At 67.8% G+C, this 22,903-nt stretch carries 17 protein-coding genes; 2 read left to right on the forward strand and 15 right to left on the reverse strand.

The features are described 5' to 3' along the window. The first annotated feature begins 101 nt into the window (after positions 1–101). Positions 102–1,604, forward strand: coding sequence for an amino acid permease (locus TFU_RS09900; protein ID WP_011292434.1), 1,503 nt, complete (start codon positions 102–104; stop codon positions 1,602–1,604). A 155-nt stretch (positions 1,605–1,759) separates the two neighbouring features. Here the strand turns inward: TFU_RS09900 and TFU_RS09905 are convergent, their stop codons facing one another. The 10 genes from TFU_RS09905 to uvrC form a co-directional block, all read right to left on the reverse strand. Further along, positions 1,760–2,983, reverse strand: a complete 1,224-nt coding sequence (locus TFU_RS09905; RefSeq protein WP_011292435.1) for an allantoate amidohydrolase — start codon at positions 2,981–2,983, stop codon at positions 1,760–1,762. 875 nt (positions 2,984–3,858) lie between these two features. Then, entirely contained in the window at positions 3,859–4,230 is a 372-nt protein-coding gene (locus TFU_RS09910) for an RNA polymerase-binding protein RbpA (RefSeq protein WP_011292436.1), read from the reverse strand. Positions 4,231–4,341: 111 nt separating this feature from the next. Beyond that, complete coding sequence (gene secG, locus TFU_RS09915; protein WP_038043916.1) at positions 4,342–4,578, reverse strand: preprotein translocase subunit SecG; 237 nt, start codon at positions 4,576–4,578, stop codon at positions 4,342–4,344. A 230-nt stretch (positions 4,579–4,808) separates the two neighbouring features. Further along, the gene (gene tpiA / locus TFU_RS16345) at positions 4,809–5,594 is read right to left on the reverse strand and encodes a triose-phosphate isomerase (protein ID WP_011292438.1); all 786 of its coding nucleotides are present in this window, start codon (positions 5,592–5,594) and stop codon (positions 4,809–4,811) included. A 6-nt stretch (positions 5,595–5,600) separates the two neighbouring features. After that, positions 5,601–6,788: a phosphoglycerate kinase gene (locus TFU_RS16350; protein ID WP_011292439.1), complete on the reverse strand. Its 1,188-nt coding sequence runs from the start codon at positions 6,786–6,788 to the stop codon at positions 5,601–5,603. A gap of 111 nt (positions 6,789–6,899) precedes the next feature. Beyond that, positions 6,900–7,907 carry a type I glyceraldehyde-3-phosphate dehydrogenase gene (gene gap, locus TFU_RS09930; RefSeq protein ID WP_011292440.1) on the reverse strand — a complete coding sequence of 336 codons (1,008 nt, stop codon included), beginning with the start codon at positions 7,905–7,907 and terminating at the stop codon, positions 6,900–6,902. A 409-nt stretch (positions 7,908–8,316) separates the two neighbouring features. Then, a complete protein-coding gene (gene whiA / locus TFU_RS09935) occupies positions 8,317–9,297 on the reverse strand; it encodes a DNA-binding protein WhiA (protein WP_011292441.1) in 981 nt (326 codons plus the stop codon). Between the two features lie 170 nt (positions 9,298–9,467). Further along, the gene (yvcK, locus tag TFU_RS09940) at positions 9,468–10,394 is read right to left on the reverse strand and encodes a gluconeogenesis factor YvcK family protein (protein WP_038043924.1); all 927 of its coding nucleotides are present in this window, start codon (positions 10,392–10,394) and stop codon (positions 9,468–9,470) included. 146 nt (positions 10,395–10,540) lie between these two features. Next, complete coding sequence (rapZ, locus tag TFU_RS09945; protein WP_011292443.1) at positions 10,541–11,425, reverse strand: RNase adapter RapZ; 885 nt, start codon at positions 11,423–11,425, stop codon at positions 10,541–10,543. Positions 11,426–11,445: 20 nt separating this feature from the next. Further along, positions 11,446–13,416 (reverse strand): excinuclease ABC subunit UvrC, encoded by a 1,971-nt coding sequence (gene uvrC, locus TFU_RS09950; protein WP_011292444.1) that lies wholly within the window; start codon positions 13,414–13,416, stop codon positions 11,446–11,448. 408 nt (positions 13,417–13,824) lie between these two features. Between uvrC and TFU_RS09955 the strand changes: the two genes are divergently transcribed. Next, positions 13,825–14,964, forward strand: a complete 1,140-nt coding sequence (locus tag TFU_RS09955; RefSeq protein WP_011292445.1) for a mechanosensitive ion channel family protein — start codon at positions 13,825–13,827, stop codon at positions 14,962–14,964. Between the two features lie 15 nt (positions 14,965–14,979). Here the strand turns inward: TFU_RS09955 and TFU_RS09960 are convergent, their stop codons facing one another. The 5 genes from TFU_RS09960 to murJ form a co-directional block, all read right to left on the reverse strand. Next, entirely contained in the window at positions 14,980–15,396 is a 417-nt protein-coding gene (locus tag TFU_RS09960; RefSeq protein ID WP_011292446.1) for a Rieske (2Fe-2S) protein, read from the reverse strand. Between the two features lie 331 nt (positions 15,397–15,727). After that, a complete protein-coding gene (gene uvrA / locus TFU_RS09965; RefSeq protein ID WP_011292447.1) occupies positions 15,728–18,565 on the reverse strand; it encodes an excinuclease ABC subunit UvrA in 2,838 nt (945 codons plus the stop codon). A 280-nt stretch (positions 18,566–18,845) separates the two neighbouring features. Next, positions 18,846–19,859 (reverse strand): TerC family protein, encoded by a 1,014-nt coding sequence (locus TFU_RS09970; protein ID WP_011292448.1) that lies wholly within the window; start codon positions 19,857–19,859, stop codon positions 18,846–18,848. A 296-nt stretch (positions 19,860–20,155) separates the two neighbouring features. Further along, a complete protein-coding gene (locus TFU_RS09975) occupies positions 20,156–21,253 on the reverse strand; it encodes a glycosyltransferase family 4 protein (RefSeq protein WP_011292449.1) in 1,098 nt (365 codons plus the stop codon). Then, a complete protein-coding gene (gene murJ / locus TFU_RS09980) occupies positions 21,250–22,869 on the reverse strand; it encodes a murein biosynthesis integral membrane protein MurJ (protein ID WP_011292450.1) in 1,620 nt (539 codons plus the stop codon). The genes TFU_RS09975 and murJ overlap by 4 nt, the downstream gene beginning before the upstream one ends. Positions 22,870–22,903: the final 34 nt, after the last annotated feature.

Raw genomic sequence — 22,903 nt, forward strand, 5'->3', positions numbered from 1 at the left:
GTGTCTTCCCACCCTCCCCTCCTATTACTGAGAGTATTTTTCTCGTTACTCTTCGAACGGTGATGTGTGCTGCACGGCACGCGGGCGGGACTGGAGATCAGGTGAGTATCTGGCGCACGAAGAGCATCGAACAGTCCATCCGGGACACCGACGAACCCGGGTATCGGCTCCGCCGGGACCTCAACGGCTTCGACCTGATCGTCTTCGGCATCGGAGTCATCATCGGAACCGGCATCTTCGTCGTCACGGGACGGCAGGCCGCCGAGAACGCCGGCCCCGCCATCGTCCTGTCCTTCCTCGCTGCCGGAGCTGTATGCGCACTGGCTGCCATGTGCTACGCCGAATTCGCCTCCACCGTGCCGGTCGCCGGGAGCGCGTACACGTTCGGCTACGCCACGCTAGGGGAATTCGTCGCCTGGATCATCGGCTGGGACCTCATCTTGGAGTTCACCCTGGCGGCCTCTGTGGTCTCCGTGGGCTGGTCGGAATATGCCGGAGACCTCCTCGCCCTGCCGACCACGGTCACCCTCGCCGGTCTCCCGGTGAACCTCGGCGCCGTGGCCATCGCCGTCCTCCTGGGCCTTGTCGGCATGCTGGGAGCCAAACTGTCGGGCCGGGTCACCGCGGTCGTGGTGGCGATCAAAGTCGGCATCGTGCTCTTCATCATCGCCGTGGGCGCAGCCTACGTCGACCCCGCCAACTGGACGCCGTTCATCCCACCCGCGCAGCCCGCGGCCGCGGACACCACCGGGGTGAGCGATGCCACGCTCACCCACGTCCTCTTCGGCTTGGAACCCACCTCCTTCGGCCCGTGGGGAGTGGTCGCCGCCGCATCAGTGGTGTTCTTCTCCTTCATCGGCTTCGACATCGTCGCCACCACCGCTGAAGAAACCCGCAACCCGCGGCGGGACATCCCTGTCGGCATCTTCGGCTCCCTGCTCATCGTCACCCTGCTGTACATGGCGGTGGCCGCAGTCGTCACAGGGATGCGCCCGTACACGGAACTCAACGTGACCGCACCCCTCTCCGACGCCTTCCGCTCTGTCGGCGCCGACTGGGCGGCGACCCTGATCTCGCTGGGCGGGGTCATCGGCATCACCACCGTCATCCTGGTGCTGATGATGGGTCAGGCCCGGGTCGCGTTCGCCATGTCCCGCGACGGGCTGCTGCCCCGAGCGCTCTCCCGTATCCACCCGCGGTTCGGCACCCCGTATGTGACCACCCTGCTGACCACCGCGGCCGTGGCACTGCTCGGCGGCCTCGTTCCCATCAGCACGCTTGAAGAGATGGTCAATATCGGCACGCTGTTCGCGTTCGTCGTAGTGTCTGTGGGCGTGGTCGTCCTGCGTTCTCTCCGCCCCGACCTGCCGCGGGCATTCCGCGTGCCCTGGTCTCCGGTACTGCCGCTGCTGGCCGCGCTCTCCTGCCTCTGGCTGATGCTCAACCTGACCGCGCTCACCTGGATCCGGTTCGCGGTATGGCTCGTGATCGGGGTCGCCATCTACTTCCTCTACGGAATCCACCACAGCAGGCTCGCCGCGCCTCCCGCACAGCCCAGCGGTGAAGAAGGAGAAGGGGTGGGCGAGGGGTTTCTCGGCGCATAACGGGCTGTGCCGCACTACTCGAACCGCCCGGACTGCCTCCGGCGCCTGGCGGCTGCCCCGGAACACCGTCCAGGAGCGCCCTTCATCCCGCCGCGTGCTCGCCAACGGCAGCAGCCCGGCTGTCCCCGCGGGCTTTCCGATACAGTGCTGTGCGCTCAGTCGCGTTTCGCCTCGGTGAGATCGGCGAGCACCTCGGTGAGGGCGGCGACTCCCGCATGGCAGTCCGCGGGATCAACGCGCTCCTCGGGAGCATGCGAAATACCCGTGGGGTTGCGGACGAAGAGCATGCTCGCGGGCACCGCTGACGCAAGGATCGCCGCATCGTGTCCCGCACCGGTGGACAGCAGCGGAGCAGGTGTCTCCCCGCCGACCAGGGCAGCCAACCGGTGGCACAGTTCCCGGGGAAAATCCACCCGGGGGAAGAACGACTCCTGAAAACTGCTGAGGCTGACCCCGTGCTCGGCCGCGGCCACCCGGGCCGCCATATCGATGTCGTGCACCATGGCACGCAGCGTGGCTTCCTGGGGGGCGCGCGCATCCAACCAGGCGCGTACCCGGGACGGAATGGAATTGCTGGTGTTGGGGGTGAGCCACACTCGTCCCACCGTAGCCACCGCATCGTGTTCGAGTGCGGCCCGGCGGACTGCGCTCACCGTCTCCGCGAACGGCAGCATGGGGTCGTTGCGATCGGCGATCCGCGTGGTTCCGGCATGGTCGGCCTGCCCGGAGAAGTCCAGTCGCCACCGGCCGTGCGGCCAGACCGTGGCGCCCACCCCGACCGGAACCCCGTGGTGGGCGAGGAAACGGCCCTGCTCAATGTGGAGTTCCACGAAGACGCCGATGCGCGCCAACCGCTCGGGGTCGGCGCCCATCCGCTCCGGATCCAAACCGGCCTCGGTCATCGCCCGGGCCCAGGTGACCCCGTCGGCGTCGGTGAGACCACGGACCCGTTCCGCGGTGATGGCCCCGGTGAGCAGCCGGGATCCGAGCCGCGGCACGCCGAACCGGGCGCCCTCTTCCTCCACGAACACCACGACTGCCAGCGGACGCTGCGGACGCAGACCGCGCTGTTTGAGTTCATCAACGGCAGCCAGCGCGCTGACGACTCCGAGCGGACCGTCGTACCCGCCGCCGTTGGGAACCGAGTCCAGGTGCGACCCGGTGACGACAGCGTCGGGACCGGCCTCTGGCCACCAGGCCCACAGGTTGCCGTTGCCGTCGGCCTCCACTGTCATCCCGCGGGCTTGAGCCTCACTGGTGAACCAGGCCCGCAGCTCGGCGTCGACGGGTGTCCACGAGAGGCGCCGGTAGCCTCCGGTAGTGCGGTCGCGTCCCAGTGGGGCGAGACCAGCCCACAACCGGTCGAAAGTGTCGCTCACGGGTCGCTCCTCATCGTCGCTGGGTCCTGACTGTCGGGGCGCAGTAGCGCATGCCTTTGATGCCAGTGTCCCGAACCGTTCCGTCCGTTACGGCGGGTGCCCCCGTGTCGACTGTGCCAAGACAGCGTCGTGGCCCTTCGTGCGGACACTCCACTCCCGGGAACCACCCCTTGTGGGGGTGCTGCCCGGTTGCCCGCTCTTCTTCGCGGCAAAGCCGGCGAAGAACGTGACGGGCGCCCTCCAGGACGGATCGGGGGGCGCCCGTCGTTCCGTGCGTGGGACGGACACGCACGGGTGTGGGGAAGGTCTTCGTCACGGTCGTGGTGGACCACTGCCAGGGTCCATTCAACACGTCCGCTAACGCCCGTATCTACCCGACTGCTCATGCGTTTGCACGATCATGAGCATTGTCGCAGTTGTCTGTCTTGTGCGCGACTTTGCGAGGTGAGACCGGGAATGAGGCAGTGCCCGGCGCATCACCCGCCGGGCATACCAGCCGATGCTGCGCGGCAGACGCGGGTCGCTCGCAGACGGTACGAAGCGCACGCCGCAGACCGCGGCACTCCCCCTCCACAGGAGTCCCGGCGGGCAGCCGTCCTCACCCAGCAAGAAAAAAGAGCCGCCCCGGCGCATCGCACGCGGGACGGCACCGCTCCGCTGTCCGGCCTATCGCGGGCAGCGGAGCGCACAGCGCCGGGATTCCCGCCACGGCAGCCGCAGACAGCGCAAGACCCGATCCGGGCCCAGACACGCCAGTGCCCCCGCCGGACATCCGACGGGGGCATCTGAGACCTGGTCGCACGTCCCAGAAGAATCGGCGAGCGCAAGGACAGACCCGGATACTGACCGCGTGGTCCGTCCGCCCACGCTCAGTCTCAGTCAGTGAACGACTTCAAAGCAGACGACATCGCAGCGCGCTCCGCACGGAGCTTAGCGATCGCCTCTTGCAGGATGGCCTCGCCGTCGGCTTCGCTACGCCGCTCTTTCACGTAGGCCAGATGCGTCTTGTAGGGTTCGGTCTTCGGAGGGGCCGGAGGGTTCTCGGGGTCCTTACCGGCGGGGAAACCACAACGGGGGCAGTCCCACTCATCAGGGATCTGAGCATCGTGCGCGAAGCTCGGAACCACTTGGTGCTTGTTGGCGCAGTAGAACGCGACACGAATCCGCGGGGCCGCCTCACCACGCTCGGCCTCACCCATCGGGCCGGCACCAACGCGGCTGCCACGGATGGCACTGCCACTACCCACGAAAAACTCCTTCAGCGTGATGTGCCCGGCAAGCCCGCCGCACGCGCCGCAGAACGCACACAGCACCGAGCGCGTGCCAGGCCCTGCGGGCGTAGGATCGCGATGCTGTGACTAGCCCTGTCGGAGAATGAGCAGGCCGAGCGCGACGATACCGACGATCCAGACAAGCCCGGTGGCGATCGTCAACCGGTCAAGGTTGCGCTGCACCACCGATGAGCCCCCCAAGGAAGAGGTGACGCCGCCACCGAACAGGTCGGAGAGGCCGCCGCCTTTACCCTTGTGGAGCAGCACCAGCATGATCATCAGTACGCTGACGACCATCAAGGCAATAGAGAGACCGACGATAATCACACGCTCACCCGCAACTCGACCCCAACGAGGGGGAATCCGAACGACCAGAACCTCCGTCCGGTCCCGCAGTGTGTGAGGGAAAGCGGAACCCCGGACAGGGTATCGGGAACATTACCTGATTTTACCCCTGACACTGTAGGCCCCAGTGCCATTCAGTGTGAACAACTCCGCTGACGGCGCCGTCGGCGAGCCGCACCGCGCGCGGACGACCCGCCGACGGCACAGGCTCAGCCCTGGACCGCGGCGCGGATCAGCTTGACGAACTCGTCAGCGTCCAGGCTCGCACCGCCGACCAGCGCGCCGTCAACGTCTGCTTGCGCCATGATCGCTGCGACGTTGCCGCTCTTCACCGACCCGCCGTAGAGGATGCGGGTCTGCTGTGCGGCCTCAGGGGAGTACAGTTCACCAATCCGCTTGCGCAGCGCCGCGCACACCTCCTGGGCGTCCTCGGGCGTGGCGACTTCGCCGGTACCGATCGCCCACACCGGCTCGTAGGCCACGACCAGGGTGCGGACTTGCTCCTCGGTCACGCCCTTGAGCGCGCCTTCCAACTGGGCGAGGGTGTGCTCGACGTGGCGTCCCGCCTTGCGGACCTCCAACCCTTCACCCAGGCACAGGATGGGCGTGATGCCGCTGGCGAAGGCCGCTTTGACTTTCGCGTTGACGACCGCGTCGTCCTCGTGGTGGTATTCGCGCCGCTCCGAGTGCCCGGCCAGCGCGTACGTGCAGTTGAGTTTGGCCAGCATCGGGCCGGACACTTCACCGGTGTAGGCGCCCTTCTCGTGCTGGGAGATGTCCTGGGCACCGTAGGTGATCCGCAGTTTGTCCCCTTCCACCAGGGTCTGCACGCTGCGGATCGCGGTGAACGGCGGCAGAACCGCGATGTCTGCGGCGTCGTAGTCGGCGTCGTTGAGGGCGAAGGCCATCTTCTGCACCAGCGCGATGGCCTCGAGGTGGTTGTTGTTCAGCTTCCAGTTACCCGCAATCAGCGGCTTGCGCTTGGCGGTTGCCATGTCGTCCTATTCCTCCAATGCCGCGATGCCGGGCAGGGTCTTTCCTTCGAGGTACTCCAGGCTGGCACCGCCACCGGTGGAGATGTGGCTGAACGCCTTCTCGTCGAAGCCGAGTGCCCGGACGGCTGCGGCCGAGTCGCCCCCGCCGACCACGGTGAACGCCGAGGAGTCGGCTAGGGCCTGCGCCACGGAGCGGGTGCCCTTCGCGTACGGCTCCATTTCGAACACGCCCATCGGGCCGTTCCAGAACACGGTCGCGGCGTCCGCCAGTTTCGACGCGAAGAGCTCAGCCGAGGCCGGTCCGATGTCCAGCCCCATCCGGTCCGCGGGGATCTCCCGGACGTCGACCACGTCGTGGGCGGCGTCCGCAGCGAACTTCTCTGCGGCCACCACGTCCACCGGGAGCACGAGTTCCACACCGCGCTCCTCAGCCCGGCGCAGGTACCCCTTGACGGTGTCGATCTGGTCCCGCTCCAGCAGGCTGGCGCCCACCTCGTAGCCCTGCGCGGCGAGGAAGGTGTAGGCCATGCCGCCGCCGATGAGGATGCGGTCGGCGGTGTTGAGCAGGTTGTCGATGACGCCGAGTTTGTCGGAGACCTTGGAGCCGCCCAGTACGACCACGTAGGGGCGCTGCGGGGACTCGGTCAGCTTGCGCAGCACGTTGACTTCGGCCAGCACCAGTCCGCCGGCGGCGTGCGGCAGACGCTTCGGCAGGTCGTAGACGCTGGCGTGCTTGCGGTGCACGGCGCCGAAACCGTCGCCGACGTACAGCTCAGCCAGTGCGGCGAGCCGATCGGCGAACTCACCGCGTTCGGCGTCGTCCTTGCTGGTCTCGCCCGGCTCAAAACGCAGGTTCTCCACGAGGGCGACCTCGCCGTCGGCCAGCTCGCGGCTGATGGCCTGGGCGGATTCGCCTGCGGTGTCGGAGGCGAAGCGCACCTCGGTGCCCAGCAGCTCACCCAGGCGGGCGGCGACCGGCTTCAGCGAGTAGGCAGGGTCGACCTTGCCTTTGGGGCGGCCCAAGTGGGCGCCGATGATCACGCGCGCGTTCCGCTCGCGCAGTGCAGTGATGGTGGGCAGGCTGGCCCGGATACGACCGTCGTCGGTGATGCGGTCACCGTCGAGCGGCACGTTGAGATCGGCTCGGACGAAGACGCGCTTGCCCGCGACGTCGAGATCCTCGATCGTCCGCATATCGTGACTTCTCTTTCTGGCAGAAGGTGGGCTCCATGGGGCGGCGACGCCCCCGTCCGGCCGTGCGTGGGCCGGTGGCGAGGGCGTCGCCGATGCCGTACGCGGCGCGGGTCAGAGGTTGGAGCCGACCAGCTTGACCAGGTCGACCAGGCGGTTGGAGTAGCCCCACTCGTTGTCGTACCAGCCGACGACCTTGACCTGGGTGCCGAAGGCCATGGTGAGGCTGGCGTCGAAGGTGCAGGACGCCGGGGTGCCGACGATGTCGGAGGAGACGATCGGGTCCTCGGTGTAGACCAGGATGTCCTTGAGCGCGCCCTCGGCCGCAGCCTTGAAGGCGGCGTTGACCTCTTCCTTGGTGACTTCGCGCTCCAGCGTGACCACCAGGTCGGTCACCGAGCCGTCCGGCACCGGCACCCGCATCGCCAGGCCGTCGAGCTTGCCCTTCAGCTCGGGCAGCACCAGAGCGGTGGCCTTGGCGGCACCGGTGGTGGTCGGGATGATGTTCTGCGCGGCGGCCCGGGCACGGCGCAGGTCCTTGTGCGGGTAGTCCAGGATGACCTGGTCGTTGGTGTAGGCGTGCACCGTGGTCATCAGACCCTTGACGATGCCGAAGTTCTCCATCAGGGTCTTCGCCATCGGCGCCACGCAGTTGGTGGTGCAGGAGGCGTTGGACAGGATGTGGTGGTTGGCCGGGTCGTACTTGTCGTCGTTGACGCCCATGACGACCGTCAGGTCCTCGCCCTTGGCGGGGGCGGAGATGATGACCTTCTTGGCGCCGGCGTCGAGGTGCTTCTTCGCGTCCTCAGCCTTGGTGAAGAAGCCAGTGGACTCCACGACGATGTCCACCCCGAGGTCGCCCCACGGGAGCTGAGCCGGGTCGCGCTGGGCGAGCGCCTTCATGGTGGTGCCGCCGACCGTGATGCTGTCCTCGCCGACCTCGACCTCGCCCGGCAGGGTGCCCAGCACCGTGTCGTACTTGAGCAGGTGCGCCAGGGTGGCCTTGTCGGTGAGGTCGTTGACCGCCACGATTTCGACATCGCTGCCGCCGGCGGCCTGAACCGCCCGCCAGAAGTTACGGCCGATTCGTCCGAATCCGTTTACACCTACACGGATGGTCACGGAACCATTCTCCTCACGTGTCGTCTGCGTCGTCGACGCTTGTTTCCGACGCGTACGCGTCGGACCGTGGAAAACAGTGTGCGTTTCGTCGGGGCGAGCCTATCGTCCGCGTTCCGAGCCGCCGGAGCCGGATCTGCTACGGCGCGGGCTGTCCCGTCGGGGCCAATACTGGCACCCTCACACCTCAAAGGTATAGACCATTAGACCGTATTCTTCCCCACCCACCACCATTGTTTCCGCAGCTCGTGAAAGTGTGGGCATTTCCAGAAAAAGGTTCACACTTTATTACGGGCGCATTAACGAGGGATGTTGACCGGCCATTGGGCTACTTTCCCCTTCTACCACCCCACGCCCTATCCGAGAGTGACCAAATGACTACTCTCGGATATATATTGTGATCATCCTCACACTATGGAACGAGCATGTCGGGTGTCAGGCTCGCCTCGGTGTTGGGGATCCCCAAATCAGCCGCACGCTTGTCCGCCATCGCCAGCAACCGCCGGATCCGGCCCGCAATAGCGTCCTTGGTCAACGGCGGGTCAGCAAGCTGGCCCAGCTCCTCCAGCGACGCCTGCTTGTGCTTCAAGCGCAGCTTGCCCGCGGCCACCAAGTGGGGAGGGGCATCGTCAGCGAGAATCTCCAACGCGCGCTGTACCCGGGCCCCCGCCGCCACCGCGGCCCGCGCGCTCCGCCGCAGGTTCGCATCGTCAAAGTTCGCCAGCCGGTTAGCGGTCGCCCGCACCTCGCGGCGCATCCGCCGCTCCTCCCACGCCAGCACGCTCTGATGGGCGCCGAGCCGCGTCAGCATCGCACTGATCGAATCCCCGTCGCGCACCACCACCCGGTCCACGCCGCGCACCTCACGGGCCTTGGCGTGCACCTTCAGCCGGCGCGCCGCCCCCACCAGAGCCAGCGCCGCCTCCGGCCCCGGGCAGGTGACCTCCAACGACATAGACCGTCCCGGCTCAGTCAACGACCCGTGAGCGATGAACGCGCCACGCCACGCCGACTCTGCATCGCACACCCCACCCGCCACCACATGGCGAGGCAGGCCGCGCACCGGGCGGCCATTGCTGTCGATCAGCCCTGTCTGCCGGGCGAGGCTCTCCCCCTCCTTGATGACCCGCACCACATAGCGGTTCCCCTTGCGCAGCCCGCTCGGAGACAGCACCAGCACCTCGGACTCGTGTCCGAACACCTCAGCGATGTCCTTGCGCAGCCGACGCGCAGCCACCCCGGTATCAAGTTCGGATTCGATCACAATACGTCCGCCGACCAGATGCAGTCCGCCGGTGAAACGCAGAATCGTCGAGACTTCCGCTTTGCGGCAGCATGGCTTGAGAACGGTCAGTCGGCTCAACTCGTCCTTCACCACGCCGGTCATCGCCATAGATGCGGCCCCTTCCCCCTGTAGAACGCACATGCGCGCGCCGCGGCCAAGCAGCGCCCTTTCGGGCAGACTACTTGGCCACGCCGCCAACTCCATGTCCTCCGTGCGTGTGTCTGGCCCCTTGACCGTTCCGACACTCCGCACTTTCCCGAGTTTGCGATCAAACCCGCTTAGCTGGCGAAGATCTGATCGAACGCCGCTGCGAACCGATCCGGATCATGCCGCGGTGAGCCGTCGTCGACCGCCAGGTCGGCCACCACCAGCCGGGCGCCCAGTTCCGCGGAGACCTGCTCCAGCCGCACCGTGTCCTCCACCCCTTTGCGGTCCGCCAGCACCACGTCCACCCGCAAGTCAGGGGCGTGGTCGGCAAGCACCTCCAGGTAGGTGTGCGCGGCAAACCCGTCCGTCTCTCCCCGTTGCGGAGACAAGTTGAGCGCCACAAGGCGCCGGGCCTTCGTCGTCACCAGCGCCCGCGCCAAATCCGGCACGAGCAGGTGCGGAAGCACGCTGGTGAACCACGACCCCGGACCGAACACCACCCAGTCGGCCTCGTGCACAGCCCGGATCACCTGGCTCGGCACCGGCGGCCGCTCCGGAATCAGCGAAATCGACCGCACTCGTCCCCGAGTACTGGCACAGGCCACCTGCCCGCGCACCGTCACCACCTCGTCCGGGCGCTCCGGGTCGGCGCCCTCCACTTCGGCGACGATGTCCAACGGCACCGACGACATGGGCAGCACCCGGCCGTGCGCGCCCAGCAACTGGCCCACCCAGTCCAAGGCGGCCACCGAGTCACCCAACAGTTCCCACAGCGCGACGATGAGCAGGTTGCCTACCGCGTGGCCGTGCAGTTCACCCTCGGATCGGAACCGGTGCTGCACGACTTCACTCCAGGTGCTGCCCCACTCGTCGTCACCGCACAGCGCAGCCAGCGCCATCCGCAGGTCCCCGGGAGGCAGCACCCCCAGCTCGCGGCGCAGCCGCCCACTGGACCCCCCGTCGTCAGCAACCGTGACGATCGCGGTGACGTCAGTGGTGACCCGGCGTAACGCGGATAACGACGCGTACAGTCCGTGCCCTCCGCCGAGCGCAACCACGCGCGGCGGTTCGGCAGCGTCGTGCTCACTGTGCGGCTTCTCCCAAGCGTCCTCGTAACCCGCCATCGGTCTACGCGCCCCTCATTCCCTCCCGGCTCCTCCCAGCCCCGGGCACTGTGGAGCGGCCCTCGCCGCCGCGCCGCCGCCTACTCGCGTCCCAGGTCCCGGTGGATGATGTTCACCTCGACTCCTTCGTCACGCAAGCGTGCGGCAAGCTGTTCCGACATGGCGACGCTCCGGTGCTTGCCTCCAGTGCATCCCACCGCAAGCGTCATGTAGTGCTTACCCTCCCGCTGGTATCCGGAGACCAACAGCCGCAGCACTTCGGTATAGGAGTCGAGCATCTCCTTGGCGCCGCGCTGGGCCAGCACATAGTCGCGCACCGGCTCGTCCTGCCCGGTCAGCGGGCGCAGCTCCGGCACCCAGTGCGGGTTGGGCAAGAAGCGGCAGTCCAACACCAGGTCGGCGTCGACCGGAAGTCCGTGCTTGTATCCGAAAGACACCACATTGGCGCGCAGTCGGGTCTCCCGGGCCTTCCCGAAAAACCCCACCATCTTCGCCTTGAGCTGGTGCACGTTGAGCTGGGACGTGTCGACCACCAGGTCAGCCTCGCCGCGGATCGACCGCAGCAGTTCCCGCTCCCGGCTGATCCCGTCGGTCAACCGCCCGTCCCCCTGCAGCGGGTGGGGACGGCGCACACTCTCGAAGCGGCGCACCAGCGTCTCGTCTGACGCCTCCAAAAACACGACGCGGGCCCCGATCCCGCGGCTCCGCAAATCCTCCACGGTGGACAGCAGGTCCTCGGTGAACGCCATGCTGCGCACGTCCACGACCGCGGCGATCTGGGGCACGGCGCCTCGGGTGCGCGCCGCCAGATCAATCATGGTCGGCAGCAGGGCCGGCGGCAGGTTGTCGACGACGAACCAGTCGAGGTCCTCCAGTGCCCGCGCCGCGGTGCTCCGCCCGGCCCCCGACATGCCCGTCACGACGACAATCTCTGGCAGGAGATCGTCTCCTCGACTGGTCGCCACGTGTTCTTCCCCTCGTAGTCTCACTCGTCTGCCTTGCTGTTCTCCGGTTGTGTCCGCTGTCCGCCCTCCACGCTCGTGAGCCGCTCGTAGATAGTCTGCGCGGTCCGCTCCCCGATCCCCGGCACCTCAGCGATCTCCGCGGCCGTGGCCTGCGCCAGCCGCCGCACCGACCCGAAATGCTTCAGCAGAGCGGCGCGGCGGACCGGCCCCAGCCCGGGGATGTCATCCAGCACGCTGGCTGTCAGCGCCTTCGCTCTCTTGCGTCGATGGTAGGAGATCGCAAACCGGTGCGCCTCGTCTCGCACACGCTGCAGCAGGTAGAGCCCCTCACTCGTCCGCGGCAGGATGATCGGGTCCTCTTCCCCGGGCAACCACACTTCCTCCAAGCGTTTCGCCAGCCCGCAGACCGCCACATCCTCGATCCCCAGATCGTCCAAGGCCCGCTGGGCAGCCGCGACCTGCGGACGGCCGCCGTCCACGACGACGAGGTTAGGGGGATAGGCGAAACGGGGGGCCTTCCGCTCCGCCCCCTGCGGCGCACCGCTCTCCCCCAGCGTGTCCAGTTCGCCGACACGCTGGCTCTCCTCCAGGTAACGGGTGAACCGCCGGCTGATGACCTCGTACATCGCGGCCACGTCACTGTCCGCGCCTTCCGCCCCGCGGATACTGAACCGCCGGTACTCGGACTTGCGGGCCAGACCGTCTTCGAACACCACCATGGACGCCACAGTGTGCTCCCCCTGCAGGGTGGAGATGTCGAAGCATTCGATGCGCAGCGGCGCCTCCGCCAGACCGAGCGCCTCCGCGATCTCCGCCAGGGCTTTGGACCGGGTCGTCAAGTCGGAAGCGCGCTGGCTCTTGTGGCGGGCCAGGGTCTGCTCCGCGTTTTTGAGCACGGTCTCCATGAGGGCCCGTTTGTCGCCGCGCTGGGGGACCCGCACATCCACGGCCGCGCCGCGCCGCTTCGACAGCCAGGCGACGACCGCGTCCCGGTCGGCGGGCTCGGCCGACACCAGCACTTCGCGGGGAATCGCCGTGGTGGACTCCTCATCGTCGGCACCCCCGTACGTCTGGGCCAGGAACTGCTCGACGAGTTTCCCCGTGGAGACGTCCTCGACTTTGTCCACCACCCAGCCGCGCTCCCCGCGGATCCGGCCGCCGCGCACGTAGAACACTTGGACCGCGGCTTCCAACTGGTCCTCGGCGATCGCGATCACGTCGCAGTCGGTGCTGTCCCCGAGCACCACCGCCTGCTTCTCCATGACCGTGCGCAGCGCCTGGATATCGTCACGGATCCGGGCGGCACGCTCGTACTCCTGCGCGGCCGCCGCCTGTTTCATCTCGGCTTCCAACTGCCGCAGGAACCGGCCGGTCTCCCCTGCCATGAAAGCGCAGAAATCCTCGGCGAGCGCCCGGTACTCCTCCACGCCGATCCGCCCCACGCACGGGGCAGAGCACTTGTCGATATAGCCCAGCAGGCAAGGGCGGCCACTGGACCGAGCGCGTTTGAACACCCCAGCCGAGCAGGTGCGCACCGGGAACACGCGGAGCAGCAGGTCGACGGTGTCGCGGATCGCCCACGCATAGGAGTAGGGCCCGAAGTAGCGCACCCCGCGGCGGCGGGCCCCGCGCATCACCTGCACCCGGGGGAACTCTTCGTTGAGGGTCACCGCCAAGTAGGGGTAGCTTTTGTCGTCGCGGTAGCGGACATTGAACCGCGGAGAGTACTCCTTGATCCAGGAATACTCCAGTTGCAGGGCCTCCACCTCGGTGTTCACCACCGTCCAGTCGACGTCGGCGGCGGTGGAGATCATGGTCTGGGTGCGGGGGTGCAGCGCGCTGAAATCCTGGAAGTACGAGGACAGGCGGGCCCGCAGGTTCTTCGCCTTGCCGACGTAGATCACACGGCCGTGCTCGTCCCGGAAACGGTAGACCCCCGGATCGGTGGGGATCGATCCGGGCTTCGGACGCAAAGTCGGGCGGACGGTCATCGGGTTTCCCTCATCAGTGCTCCCCGCCCCAGGCGGGGGTGGACTCCGGGAAGCGGAACAGGCCCCGCGGACGCAGCGTCCTGGAGCCTCCCCTCCCATTCTTTAGTGCGTACTCCCAGACATACCGTTGGCCGCACCCCAGCGGTCAGCGGTATCGCCGGAAGCCCCAGGGGACAGGGCGCGACGCCCCGGGCTCCGCGTGGAGACAACGTCAAGGCTCCCGGGCAGGGTTCCCCGCGGCAGACCCTACGCGCTGGAATGCCGATCCTCTGGGAGGACACTCCGCGGTGTCACGGCTCACCCTAGGGACGGTCACAGATCGGCATAGGGATGTTCTAGGTTGTCCCTGTCTGCGTTGTATCCCTTTTCTTTTTCTTCTCAACGTCGCACAAGGGGGCCCCTCCAGTGATGTCACTCGGCAACTGGGTTGCAGTAGGCATCGCCGTCGCCATCTCCGTGTTCCTGGTCACGGTGCTGCACTGGTTACTGACCCACCAGCTCTCCAGAGTGTGGGCCATGGCCGAGCACCTGGTGCGACGCTGCCGATACTCCGCGTACGCGGCGGCTATCGTCATCGGGATCAACCTGGCGATCCCCGACGCGCGAGGGTTTGAGAACCCCAAGTTCTGGTATCCGATCTTCCAGCACGGCATGCGCATCGCGATGATCGCGTCGCTGACGTGGCTGGGGCTGACCATGGCCTACGCGGTCACCGACATGATCCTGGCGCGCCTGTCGGCGCGCAACGGCGACGCTGACCGCCGCTCCCGCCGCCTGCAGACCCAGGTGCGGCTCCTGCGGCGGGTGGTGGCCACCGTGCTGGGCCTGCTCGCCGTCGCAGCGATCCTGTTCACCTTCCCCGCGGTCGCCGCACTCGGTGCCGGTATTCTGGCGTCCGCCGGTCTGATCGGCATCATCGCCGGTGTGGCCGCTCAGGCCACGCTGGGCAACATGTTCGCCGGACTGCAACTGGCCTTCAGCGACTCGCTGCGCATCAACGACGTGGTCGTTGTAGAAGGCGAATGGGGCCGGGTCGAAGAACTGACGCTCACCAACGTGACCGTGCGCATCTGGGACGAGCGCCGACTGATCTTCCCCGTGTCCTACTTCACCACGCAACCCTTCGAAAACTGGACCAAGCACGGCAGCAACATCACGGGCGTGGTGATGTTCCGAGTCGACTGGGAGGTCCCAGTGGACCGGCTCCGCGCCGAAGTGGAGTCGTTTGTGACCAACCACCCCCAGTGGGACGGTCGCAGTTGGTCGCTCGACGTCACCGACATCCTCGACTCGGGTCTGGTGGAGCTCCGCGCCACAGTGACCGCCGCCGACTCCAGCGCCCGGTGGACCCTCATGGTGCAGTTGCGTGAGCACATGCTCACCTACATCCGGGAGAACTTCCCTGAAGCCCTTCCGCGCAACCGCACCCAATTCACGGGCATGGACGGCGAAGACCAGCGTTACCCCGCGGTGGTGCCCACTGGAGCGCCCCGCCAGCCTTCCGCCGCCCCCGCCTCGGACGACACTGCACGCACCAAGACCGACTAAGCCTGGCTGTTCCGCTCAGACCAGGATGATGTCGGTCCCCTCCACCTTCACTTCGAACTGCTCCAAGGGGTCGACGGCCGGCCCCTGGAGCACCTCACCGTCGAGCCCGAACTTGCTGTGGTGGCACAGGCAGAGGATCTCCGTGGTGACTTCCTGGACCGTACAGCCCCCGTGGGTGCACGAAGCACTGAACGCGAGGAACGTGCCTGGTTCAGGCTGGGTGATCACCAGCTTGGCGTCCATCAGCAGCAGCCCGCCGCCTTCGGGGACGTCCGTGGTCTGCGCCACTACAGTGCCGCGCAGCGCATCCTGCGGCTTCGGCGTGGTCCCGCAGCCGGTCGCGGTGAGCGCCACCGCTCCCGCAGCGCCCGTCCCCGCCAGCATTGCGCGACGGCTGATCCGGCAAACACGCGGTGACGGCTCCGTTGTCATCTCCAAGCTCCCTGAAATGGTCGAACAGATCTACTACGCAATGTAGTACGGATCTGAGAGTAGACCGGCACGGGGTCCCGCAGCTCCCCACCGCCTCCCCCGGCACCGGCCCCGGCCGCGCCGGAGGGCTCTGCCGCACGCCCAGCTGAGCAGCCGCGCCACGACGGGGACCAACCCCACCATAGTGGTCCGACCCCACCCTCGAGGCATCGCCCCACGCCACGAACGGAGACGCCCACCCCACGGGCCCCGCCGCGCCCCGCGCGCCCTGTCGCGCGTGCCCGCATTCCCGAGGCAGGGCGCCACACCGCCCCGGCCCGCCGGCTGCCGGTCAGCGGAGAATCGCGCGGAGGAAGTGGCCGGTGTGGCTCTCCGGATGCTGGGCAACCTCTTCCGGGGTTCCTGTCACCACCACCGTGCCGCCGCGCGACCCGCCTTCCGGCCCCATGTCAATGAGGTAGTCGGCGGTCTTGATGACGTCGAGGTTGTGCTCGATCACGATGACGGTGTTGCCCGCATCCACGAGCCGTCCCAGCACGTTCAACAGTTTCTCGATGTCAGCGAAGTGCAGTCCCGTGGTCGGTTCGTCCAGGATGTACACGGTGCGCCCGGTAGAGCGGCGCTGCAGCTCGGTGGCGAGCTTCACCCGCTGGGCCTCCCCGCCCGACAGGGTGGTGGCAGGCTGTCCGAGCCGCACATAGCCCAACCCCACGTCGTGCAAGGTCTGCAAGTGGCGGCGGATCGCGCTGATCGACTCGAAGAACTCCAGCGCCTCAGTGATCGGCATATCCAGCACGTCCGCGATGTTCTTGCCCTTGTAGTGCACGTCGAGCGTCTCGCGGTTGTACCGGGCGCCGTGGCAGACCTCGCACGGCACGTAGACGTCCGGGAGGAACTGCATTTCGATCTTGATCGTGCCGTCGCCCGCGCACGCTTCGCAGCGGCCCCCCTTGACGTTGAAGGAGAACCGGCCCGGCTGGTAGCCGCGGACCTTCGCTTCTGTCGTCTGCGCGAACAGTTTGCGGATGTGGTCGAACACCCCGGTGTAGGTTGCCGGGTTCGACCGCGGGGTCCGGCCGATCGGGCTCTGATCGACGTGGACGACCTTGTCCACCAGGTGCACCCCGTTGATCCGCGTGTGCCGCCCGGGCACGTCGCGCGCCCCGTGCAGCTCCTTGGCCAGCGCCTTGTACAGGATCTCGTTGACCAGGGTGGACTTGCCCGACCCGGACACCCCGGTGACGGCAGTGAACACCCCCAGCGGGAACGCGACGTCGATATCGCGCAGATTGTTCTCGCGGGCGCCTTTGACGACGAGCTGCCGCTTGGGATCGCGGGGCCGCCGCTTCTCAGGCACCGGGATCGTCCGCCGCCCCGACAGGTACTGTCCCGTGATCGACTCGGGGTGCTCCAGCAGTTCCTTCACGGTCCCGGACACGACGACCTGGCCGCCGTGCTCCCCGGCGCCCGGGCCGATGTCGACCACCCAGTCCGCGACGCGGATCGTGTCCTCGTCGTGCTCGACGACGATGAGCGTGTTGCCGAGGTCCCGCAGCCGCTGCAACGTCTCCAACAGCCGGAAGTTGTCCCGCTGGTGCAGTCCGATCGACGGCTCGTCGAGGACGTAGAGCACCCCGACCAGCCCGGAGCCGATCTGGGTGGCCAGCCGGATCCGCTGGGCCTCCCCACCAGACAGGGTGGCTGCGGCCCGGCTGAGGGTGAGATAGTCCAGGCCCACGTCGAGAAGGAAGCCGAGCCGGGCGTTGATCTCCTTGAGGACTTGGGCGGCGATCGTCCGGTCGCGGTCGGACAGTTCCAGCGACGCGAAGAAGTCCGCGCACTCCCCCAGCGGCATCGCGCTGACCTCGGCGATGGACTTGCCGCCGACGGTCACCGCGAGGGCTTCCGGTTTGAGCCTGCTGCCCTGGCATGCGGGGCACGGCACGACCCGCATGTAGCCTTCAAGCCGCTCCCGCACGAGCTCGCTGTCGCTCTCCGCGTGGCGGCGGCGGATCCAGTTGACGACTCCCTCGAAATCGGTGTAGTAGGCGCGCCGCCGCCCGTACCGGTTGCGGTAGCTGACGTGGACCTGGGTGTCGTAACCGGTGAGCAGGGCCTGGCGTGCTTTGCGCGGCAGCTTCTCCCACGGGGTGTCCAAGTCGAACCCCATGGCCTCACCCAACGCCTGCATGAGGCGGAGGAAGTAGTCGCTGGGGCTGCCGCTGCTCCACGGAGCGATCGCGCCTTCAGCAAGGGTCTTCGTGGGGTCGGGGACGACCAGTTCCGCGTCGACCTCCAGTCGGGTGCCCAGCCCGGTGCATTCCGGGCAGGCCCCGTACGGCGAGTTGAAGGAGAAGGACCGCGGCTCAAGCTCTTCGAACGACAGGTCGTCGTAGGGGCAGTACAGGTGCTCAGAGTAGATCCGCTCCCGCCCGGGATCGTCCTCGGGCAGGTCCACGAACTCCACGATGATGGTGCCGCCCGCCAACTGCAGCGCGGTCTCCACCGAGTCGGCCAGCCGTTGACTCGCCGTGGGTTTGACGCTGAGCCGGTCCACCACGACAGCGATGTCGTGAGTCTCGTACCGTTTGAGCTCCGGCGCCTCGTCCAACCGCACGAGCACACCGTCGACCCGCGCCCGGGTGAACCCTTTGGCCTGCAGGCTCTGGAACAGTTCCGTGTACTCGCCTTTCCGCCCCCGCACCACGGGCGCCAGCACTTGGAAACGGGTGCCCTCCGGCAGTTCCAACACCCGGTCCACGATCTGCTGCGGGGTCTGCGGGGCGATCTGGCGGCCGCAGCGGGGACAGTGCGGCTTTCCGATCCGCGCCCACAGCAGCCGCAGGTAGTCGTACACCTCCGTGATGGTGCCGACCGTAGAGCGCGGGTTGCGGCTCGTGGACTTCTGGTCGATGGAAACCGCGGGAGACAGGCCCTCGATGAAGTCGACGGCGGGCTTGTCCATCTGGCCGAGGAACTGGCGGGCGTACGCGGAGAGCGACTCCACGTACCTGCGCTGCCCCTCAGCGAAGATCGTGTCGAAGGCCAGCGACGACTTCCCTGAACCGGACAGCCCGGTAAACACGATCATCGAGTCGCGGGGCAGTTCCAGGGAGACGTTCTTCAAGTTGTGTTCGCGGGCCCCGCGGATCACCAGACGATCGGCCATAGTTCTTCGCGCGTGGCCCCGGGACCGTCCCGGACGCCGGTGCGCTTCATCCTTCCTCGTCGAGGGTGTGCGGTCGGACCACGGCGGTGCGTATCGCGAGACTTCCTGTACTGCCGCGCCCACCGGTACGACAGGGCGCGCTGCCCCGTGCGAGCATGCGGCAGCGCCACCGCCGGAGCTTCGCCCACAGCAACCACGTGGGGTCCGGCCTCATTCCGGCTGGGACCCCATTCTATGGGTACGCCTGTTCGATTTTCGGGTGTCGCGGGAAGCTGCGCGGTCACTCGCGGGGCGTGATATCGCCGGCACGAGCCTGCAACTTCCGCATATCGCTGCGGGACTTGACCACACTCGCGATGACCGTGATGGTCATCACGCCGAGGATGACGCCCAGCGACAGGCTGGTACCGACCTCGGGGACGTCGACCCCGTTCTCGTGGAGGGCATGCAAGAGCATCTTGATGCCGATGAACACCATGATCGCGGCGAGGCCCCAGCTGATGTAGGCCAGCCGGTCCATCAGCCCGGCCAGCAGGAAGTACAGGACCCGCAGCCCGAGCAGCGCGAAAGCGTTCGCGGTGAACACCAGGTAGGCGTCCTGGGTGAGCCCGAAGATCGCTGGGATCGAGTCGACCGCGAAGATCAGGTCGGTGACACCGACCGCGACGATCACCATGAACATCGGGGTGATGTGACGGCGTCCGTCGAGTTTCACGGTCAGCCGGGGGCCGTGGTAGCTGTCGGTTACCGGCCACACCTTGCGGAGCATGCGCACCGCGAAACTGTCGGTGTAGTTGGTCTCCTCTTCCTCCGAGCCTGCGACGTTGTCCCGGACGATCTTGATCGCCGTGTAGATGAGGAACGCGCCGAACAGGTAGAAGACTTCGCTCCACGCGTTGACCGCTTGCGCCCCGACCGCGATGAACACGCCGCGCATGACCAGCGCCAGCATGATGCCGACCAGCAGCACCTCATGCTGGTACTTCTTGGGCACCGCGAAAGAGGTGAGGATCAGGTAGAAGACGAAGAGGTTGTCGACGCTCAGGCTCTTCTCGGTGACATAGCCGGCGAAGTACTCACCGGCCTTCTCCCACCCGGCGAAATACCAGATGCCGATCCCGAAGACGATGGCGAGCGCGATGTAGAAGGCCGACCACCACGAGGCCTCTTTGAGCGAGAACTCCTTCGGCTCGCGCTTCTTACTCCATGGGCGATCGACGATAGCGAGGTCGACGACCAGGATCACGGCGATGCCGACGATAGTTGCCAGCCAGACCCACCAGGGTGCGTCCATGTCAGGGATCCTCTTCTCCGGTTACGGTGGCCGCCTCGAAAAGCGAGCACGACAAGAACCGGAGGTCTCTCCCATCCACGAACACCATGGTGTGGACCGACGGACCGGGAACGCCCCGTTGCGTTCCGTGGTGACGGCACCGTCGCGAAGGGATACTCCCCTACCGAACTGCAGAAAGCACGAAGCCGAAAAAATTTCAGCTCGTGTTCAGCATCGGGGTCTATCATGCCATCGCTGCGGAGTGCGGAGAACCACCGTCCCCGATATTTTTCTCCTCCTCGACAGTGAGCCAGGCCTCACCGTGTGCGTGCCCGGTCCACGAGTTCCGCATAGTAGCTGATGACCTGCGCACAGTCAGAACCAGGCGGGGGAAGCACGGCTGCTGCGGCCCGGGAACGCAGCCGCATGCGTGCCGCCCGCGCCTCATCGTCCAACACCTGGACTACCCCGTCAGCCAACGCATCCGCATCCCCCACGGGAACCAGCACCGCAGCGTCTCCCACCAAGTCCGCGACCCCTCCCGCGTCCGTGGCCACCACAGGCACCCCGGCACGCAGCGCCTCCTGCACCACCAGCGGCTGCCCCTCCCACATGCTGGACAGGACGAACACGTCGGCCGCGGCAAGCAGGTCAGCGACGTCGTCGCGGTTGCCGAGCAGCCGCACGGGGAGGTTCTCGGCGGTGATCCGCGCCGTAAGCGACTCCCGCAGCGGCCCCTCGCCAGCGACGACCACCAGCGGGGACGGGGTGCGCCGCGCCCACGCGCGCGCCGCATCCAGCAGCACCGGCAGTCCTTTCTGCTCGGCCAGCCGGGCCACGGTCACCAGCAAAGGCTGCCCGGGCTCAACCCCGAGCTCGGCCCGGATCTGCTCCGGGTCCCGTCCCGAAGGGGCAGCGGGCGGGGCAGGGACGAGGGCGCGCGCCACACGCCGCGCCCCCCGCGTCCGAGCCCGCTCCACCAAGTCGCTGGACACGCCCAGCACCAGGTCGGCGCGGCACACCAGGATCTGTTCGAGGAGGCCGAACAGCCACGCCCCGCCCCCGGCTGGGGGAGCGTTGTGCATGGTGACCACGAGCGGCGCAGCCGCACCGCTCAACGCCACCAGCGCCCCGGCCCGCGCCCCGTGCGCGTGGACCACGTCGGCCCCGGCGAGCAGAGCGTTCAACCGCAGCAGCGCGGCAAGGTCACGGAACGGCCGCGGCCGGTCAGCGACCTCCAACGGCGCGAACCGCGCCCCTGTCCCCGTGAAGTCGAACCGCTGCTCGGTCGCTTCCGGCCCCACCACCGCGACCCGGTGGCCCTGGGCCACAAGTCCGCGGCTCAGCGACCGCACATGGCTGCCCACTCCCCCGCTGCTCGTCGCTAACACCAAGGCAATCCGCAACCCGTTCACCCCGTTGTCCTTTCCGTGGTGTCTGTCGCGCCCATACGGCGGGTCAGCACCGCGTGCAGCGCGGCGGCGTCGACCGCTGCCACCGCCGCCCCGTAGCCCAACACCGCGGCGAACGCCGCCAGCAGAGCCGCAACCATGGCGGCCCCCGGGGACCCGGCAGGCAGCAGCGCGGAGACCCCCGCCCCGCACCCGTAGCCCACAACCGTGCCGAGCAGGCACGCTGCAGCGGTACGCCCCAGGGAAGCGAACGCTGTCCGCCCTCTGACCCGCCACACCGCTCCGCCGAGCAGCACCACCCCCACCCCCAATCCCAGGGACGTGCCCGCCCCCAGTGCGGCCACAGTCTGCTCTGGCGGGCACACCGCCACCGCGGTCGCGGACGCGCCCGCCGCCACCGTCCAGCCCACCACCTGGGCTGCGGCGGCGAGCCGTCCACGGTGCACGGCATACAAGGCCCGGCTGAGCAGTGCCATGCCCCCGAAAGCAACCACCCCGGGCGCATACGCGAGCAGCGCCTGCTGCAGTGCTTCCGCCTGGTCGTCTGCGAACAGCCGGGCCAGGGGGGCGGCGGCCGCCGCCAAAGCCACGGCTGAGCCGCTCACCGCGATCAGGCAGGCGCGCATCCCTACCGCAAGCACCCGGTCGTATCCGGCGTGGTCCTGCTGGCCGTGGTATTCCGCTAAAGCAGTGAACGCGCTCGTGGCGATAGGCACCGCGATCACGCCGTAGGGCAGGGTGAACAGGGCCCACGCGTAGCTGTACAGCACCCCGGTCCCCCCACCGCCGCCGTGGTTGGCGAGCCACATCGACACCAGCAAGGTCACCTGCATGGCCACCAGCGGCACCAGGGCCGACACCGCGAGCGCGCGGGCCCGCGCCCCCACCCCCGGGGGAAAAGACAGGGTCGGCCGCAGCCCTAACCGCATCCGCAGCACCGGTATGAGCGTGGTCAGGCACAGCGCAGCCACCCCGGCAGTCGTGCCCACGGACAGCACGAGCTCCGCTGCGGCAGGCACGGCTCGGACGTCGGTGCTTCCCGCACTCAACGGCACGTAGGCCAGGTACGCGCCGGCCACGACGAGGCTGGAGATCAGCGGCGCCAGCGCGGGGGCGAGGAAGCGCCGGTGCGCCTGCAAAACCCCGTACAGCACGGCGGCAAGCCCGTAGAACAGCACCTGCGGCGCGAACACCGCGAGGAATCGGGAGGCAAGGGCCAGCAGGTCAGCGGTGGAGCAGCCGCGGGTGCCGGCGAGGAGCACCGCCATCACCGACTCTGCGGCTGCGGCGAGGAGCAGGCTCAGCGGCACGGCCACGACCACCACCCAGGTGATGAGCGCCGAGGCGGTGCGTTGGACATAACCGGTATCGCCGCGGCGGGCCGCGTCGGCCAGCACCGGCACGACCATTCCCGACAGGGCACCGCCGATGACGATCTCGTAGAGCACCGTGGGGACCTGGTTGGCGGTCACGTAGGCGGTGCCCAGGCAGTTCTCCCCGACCGTGTGGGCGAAGACCACGGTGCGGCCGAATCCGGCGGCGCGCGCGACCACGGTGACGACACTGATGAGGATCGCGGCTCCCGCCACGGAAATTCCCGCTCGCCGTTCCCGGACCACCGCCGGTCCGCTCCCCTCCGTTAATTCCTCGCGC

Source organism: Thermobifida fusca YX (genome assembly GCF_000012405.1).
GTDB lineage: Bacteria > Actinomycetota > Actinomycetes > Streptosporangiales > Streptosporangiaceae > Thermobifida > Thermobifida fusca.

What these genes read in the sequence shown, in the direction of transcription:
- tpiA (WP_011292438.1), bottom strand. Translation starts at nt 5,594, where the DNA reads ATGGCAACCGCCAAGCGCAAGCCGCTGATTGCGGGTAACTGGAAGCTG.
- TFU_RS16350 (WP_011292439.1), bottom strand. Translation starts at nt 6,788, where the DNA reads ATGCGGACGATCGAGGATCTCGACGTCGCGGGCAAGCGCGTCTTCGTC.
- whiA (WP_011292441.1), bottom strand. Translation starts at nt 9,297, where the DNA reads ATGGCGATGACCGGCGTGGTGAAGGACGAGTTGAGCCGACTGACCGTT.
- uvrC (WP_011292444.1), bottom strand. Translation starts at nt 13,416, where the DNA reads ATGACCGTCCGCCCGACTTTGCGTCCGAAGCCCGGATCGATCCCCACC.
- TFU_RS09955 (WP_011292445.1), top strand. Translation starts at nt 13,825, where the DNA reads ATGTCACTCGGCAACTGGGTTGCAGTAGGCATCGCCGTCGCCATCTCC.
- TFU_RS09960 (WP_011292446.1), bottom strand. Translation starts at nt 15,396, where the DNA reads ATGACAACGGAGCCGTCACCGCGTGTTTGCCGGATCAGCCGTCGCGCA.
- uvrA (WP_011292447.1), bottom strand. Translation starts at nt 18,565, where the DNA reads ATGGCCGATCGTCTGGTGATCCGCGGGGCCCGCGAACACAACTTGAAG.
- TFU_RS09970 (WP_011292448.1), bottom strand. Translation starts at nt 19,859, where the DNA reads ATGGACGCACCCTGGTGGGTCTGGCTGGCAACTATCGTCGGCATCGCC.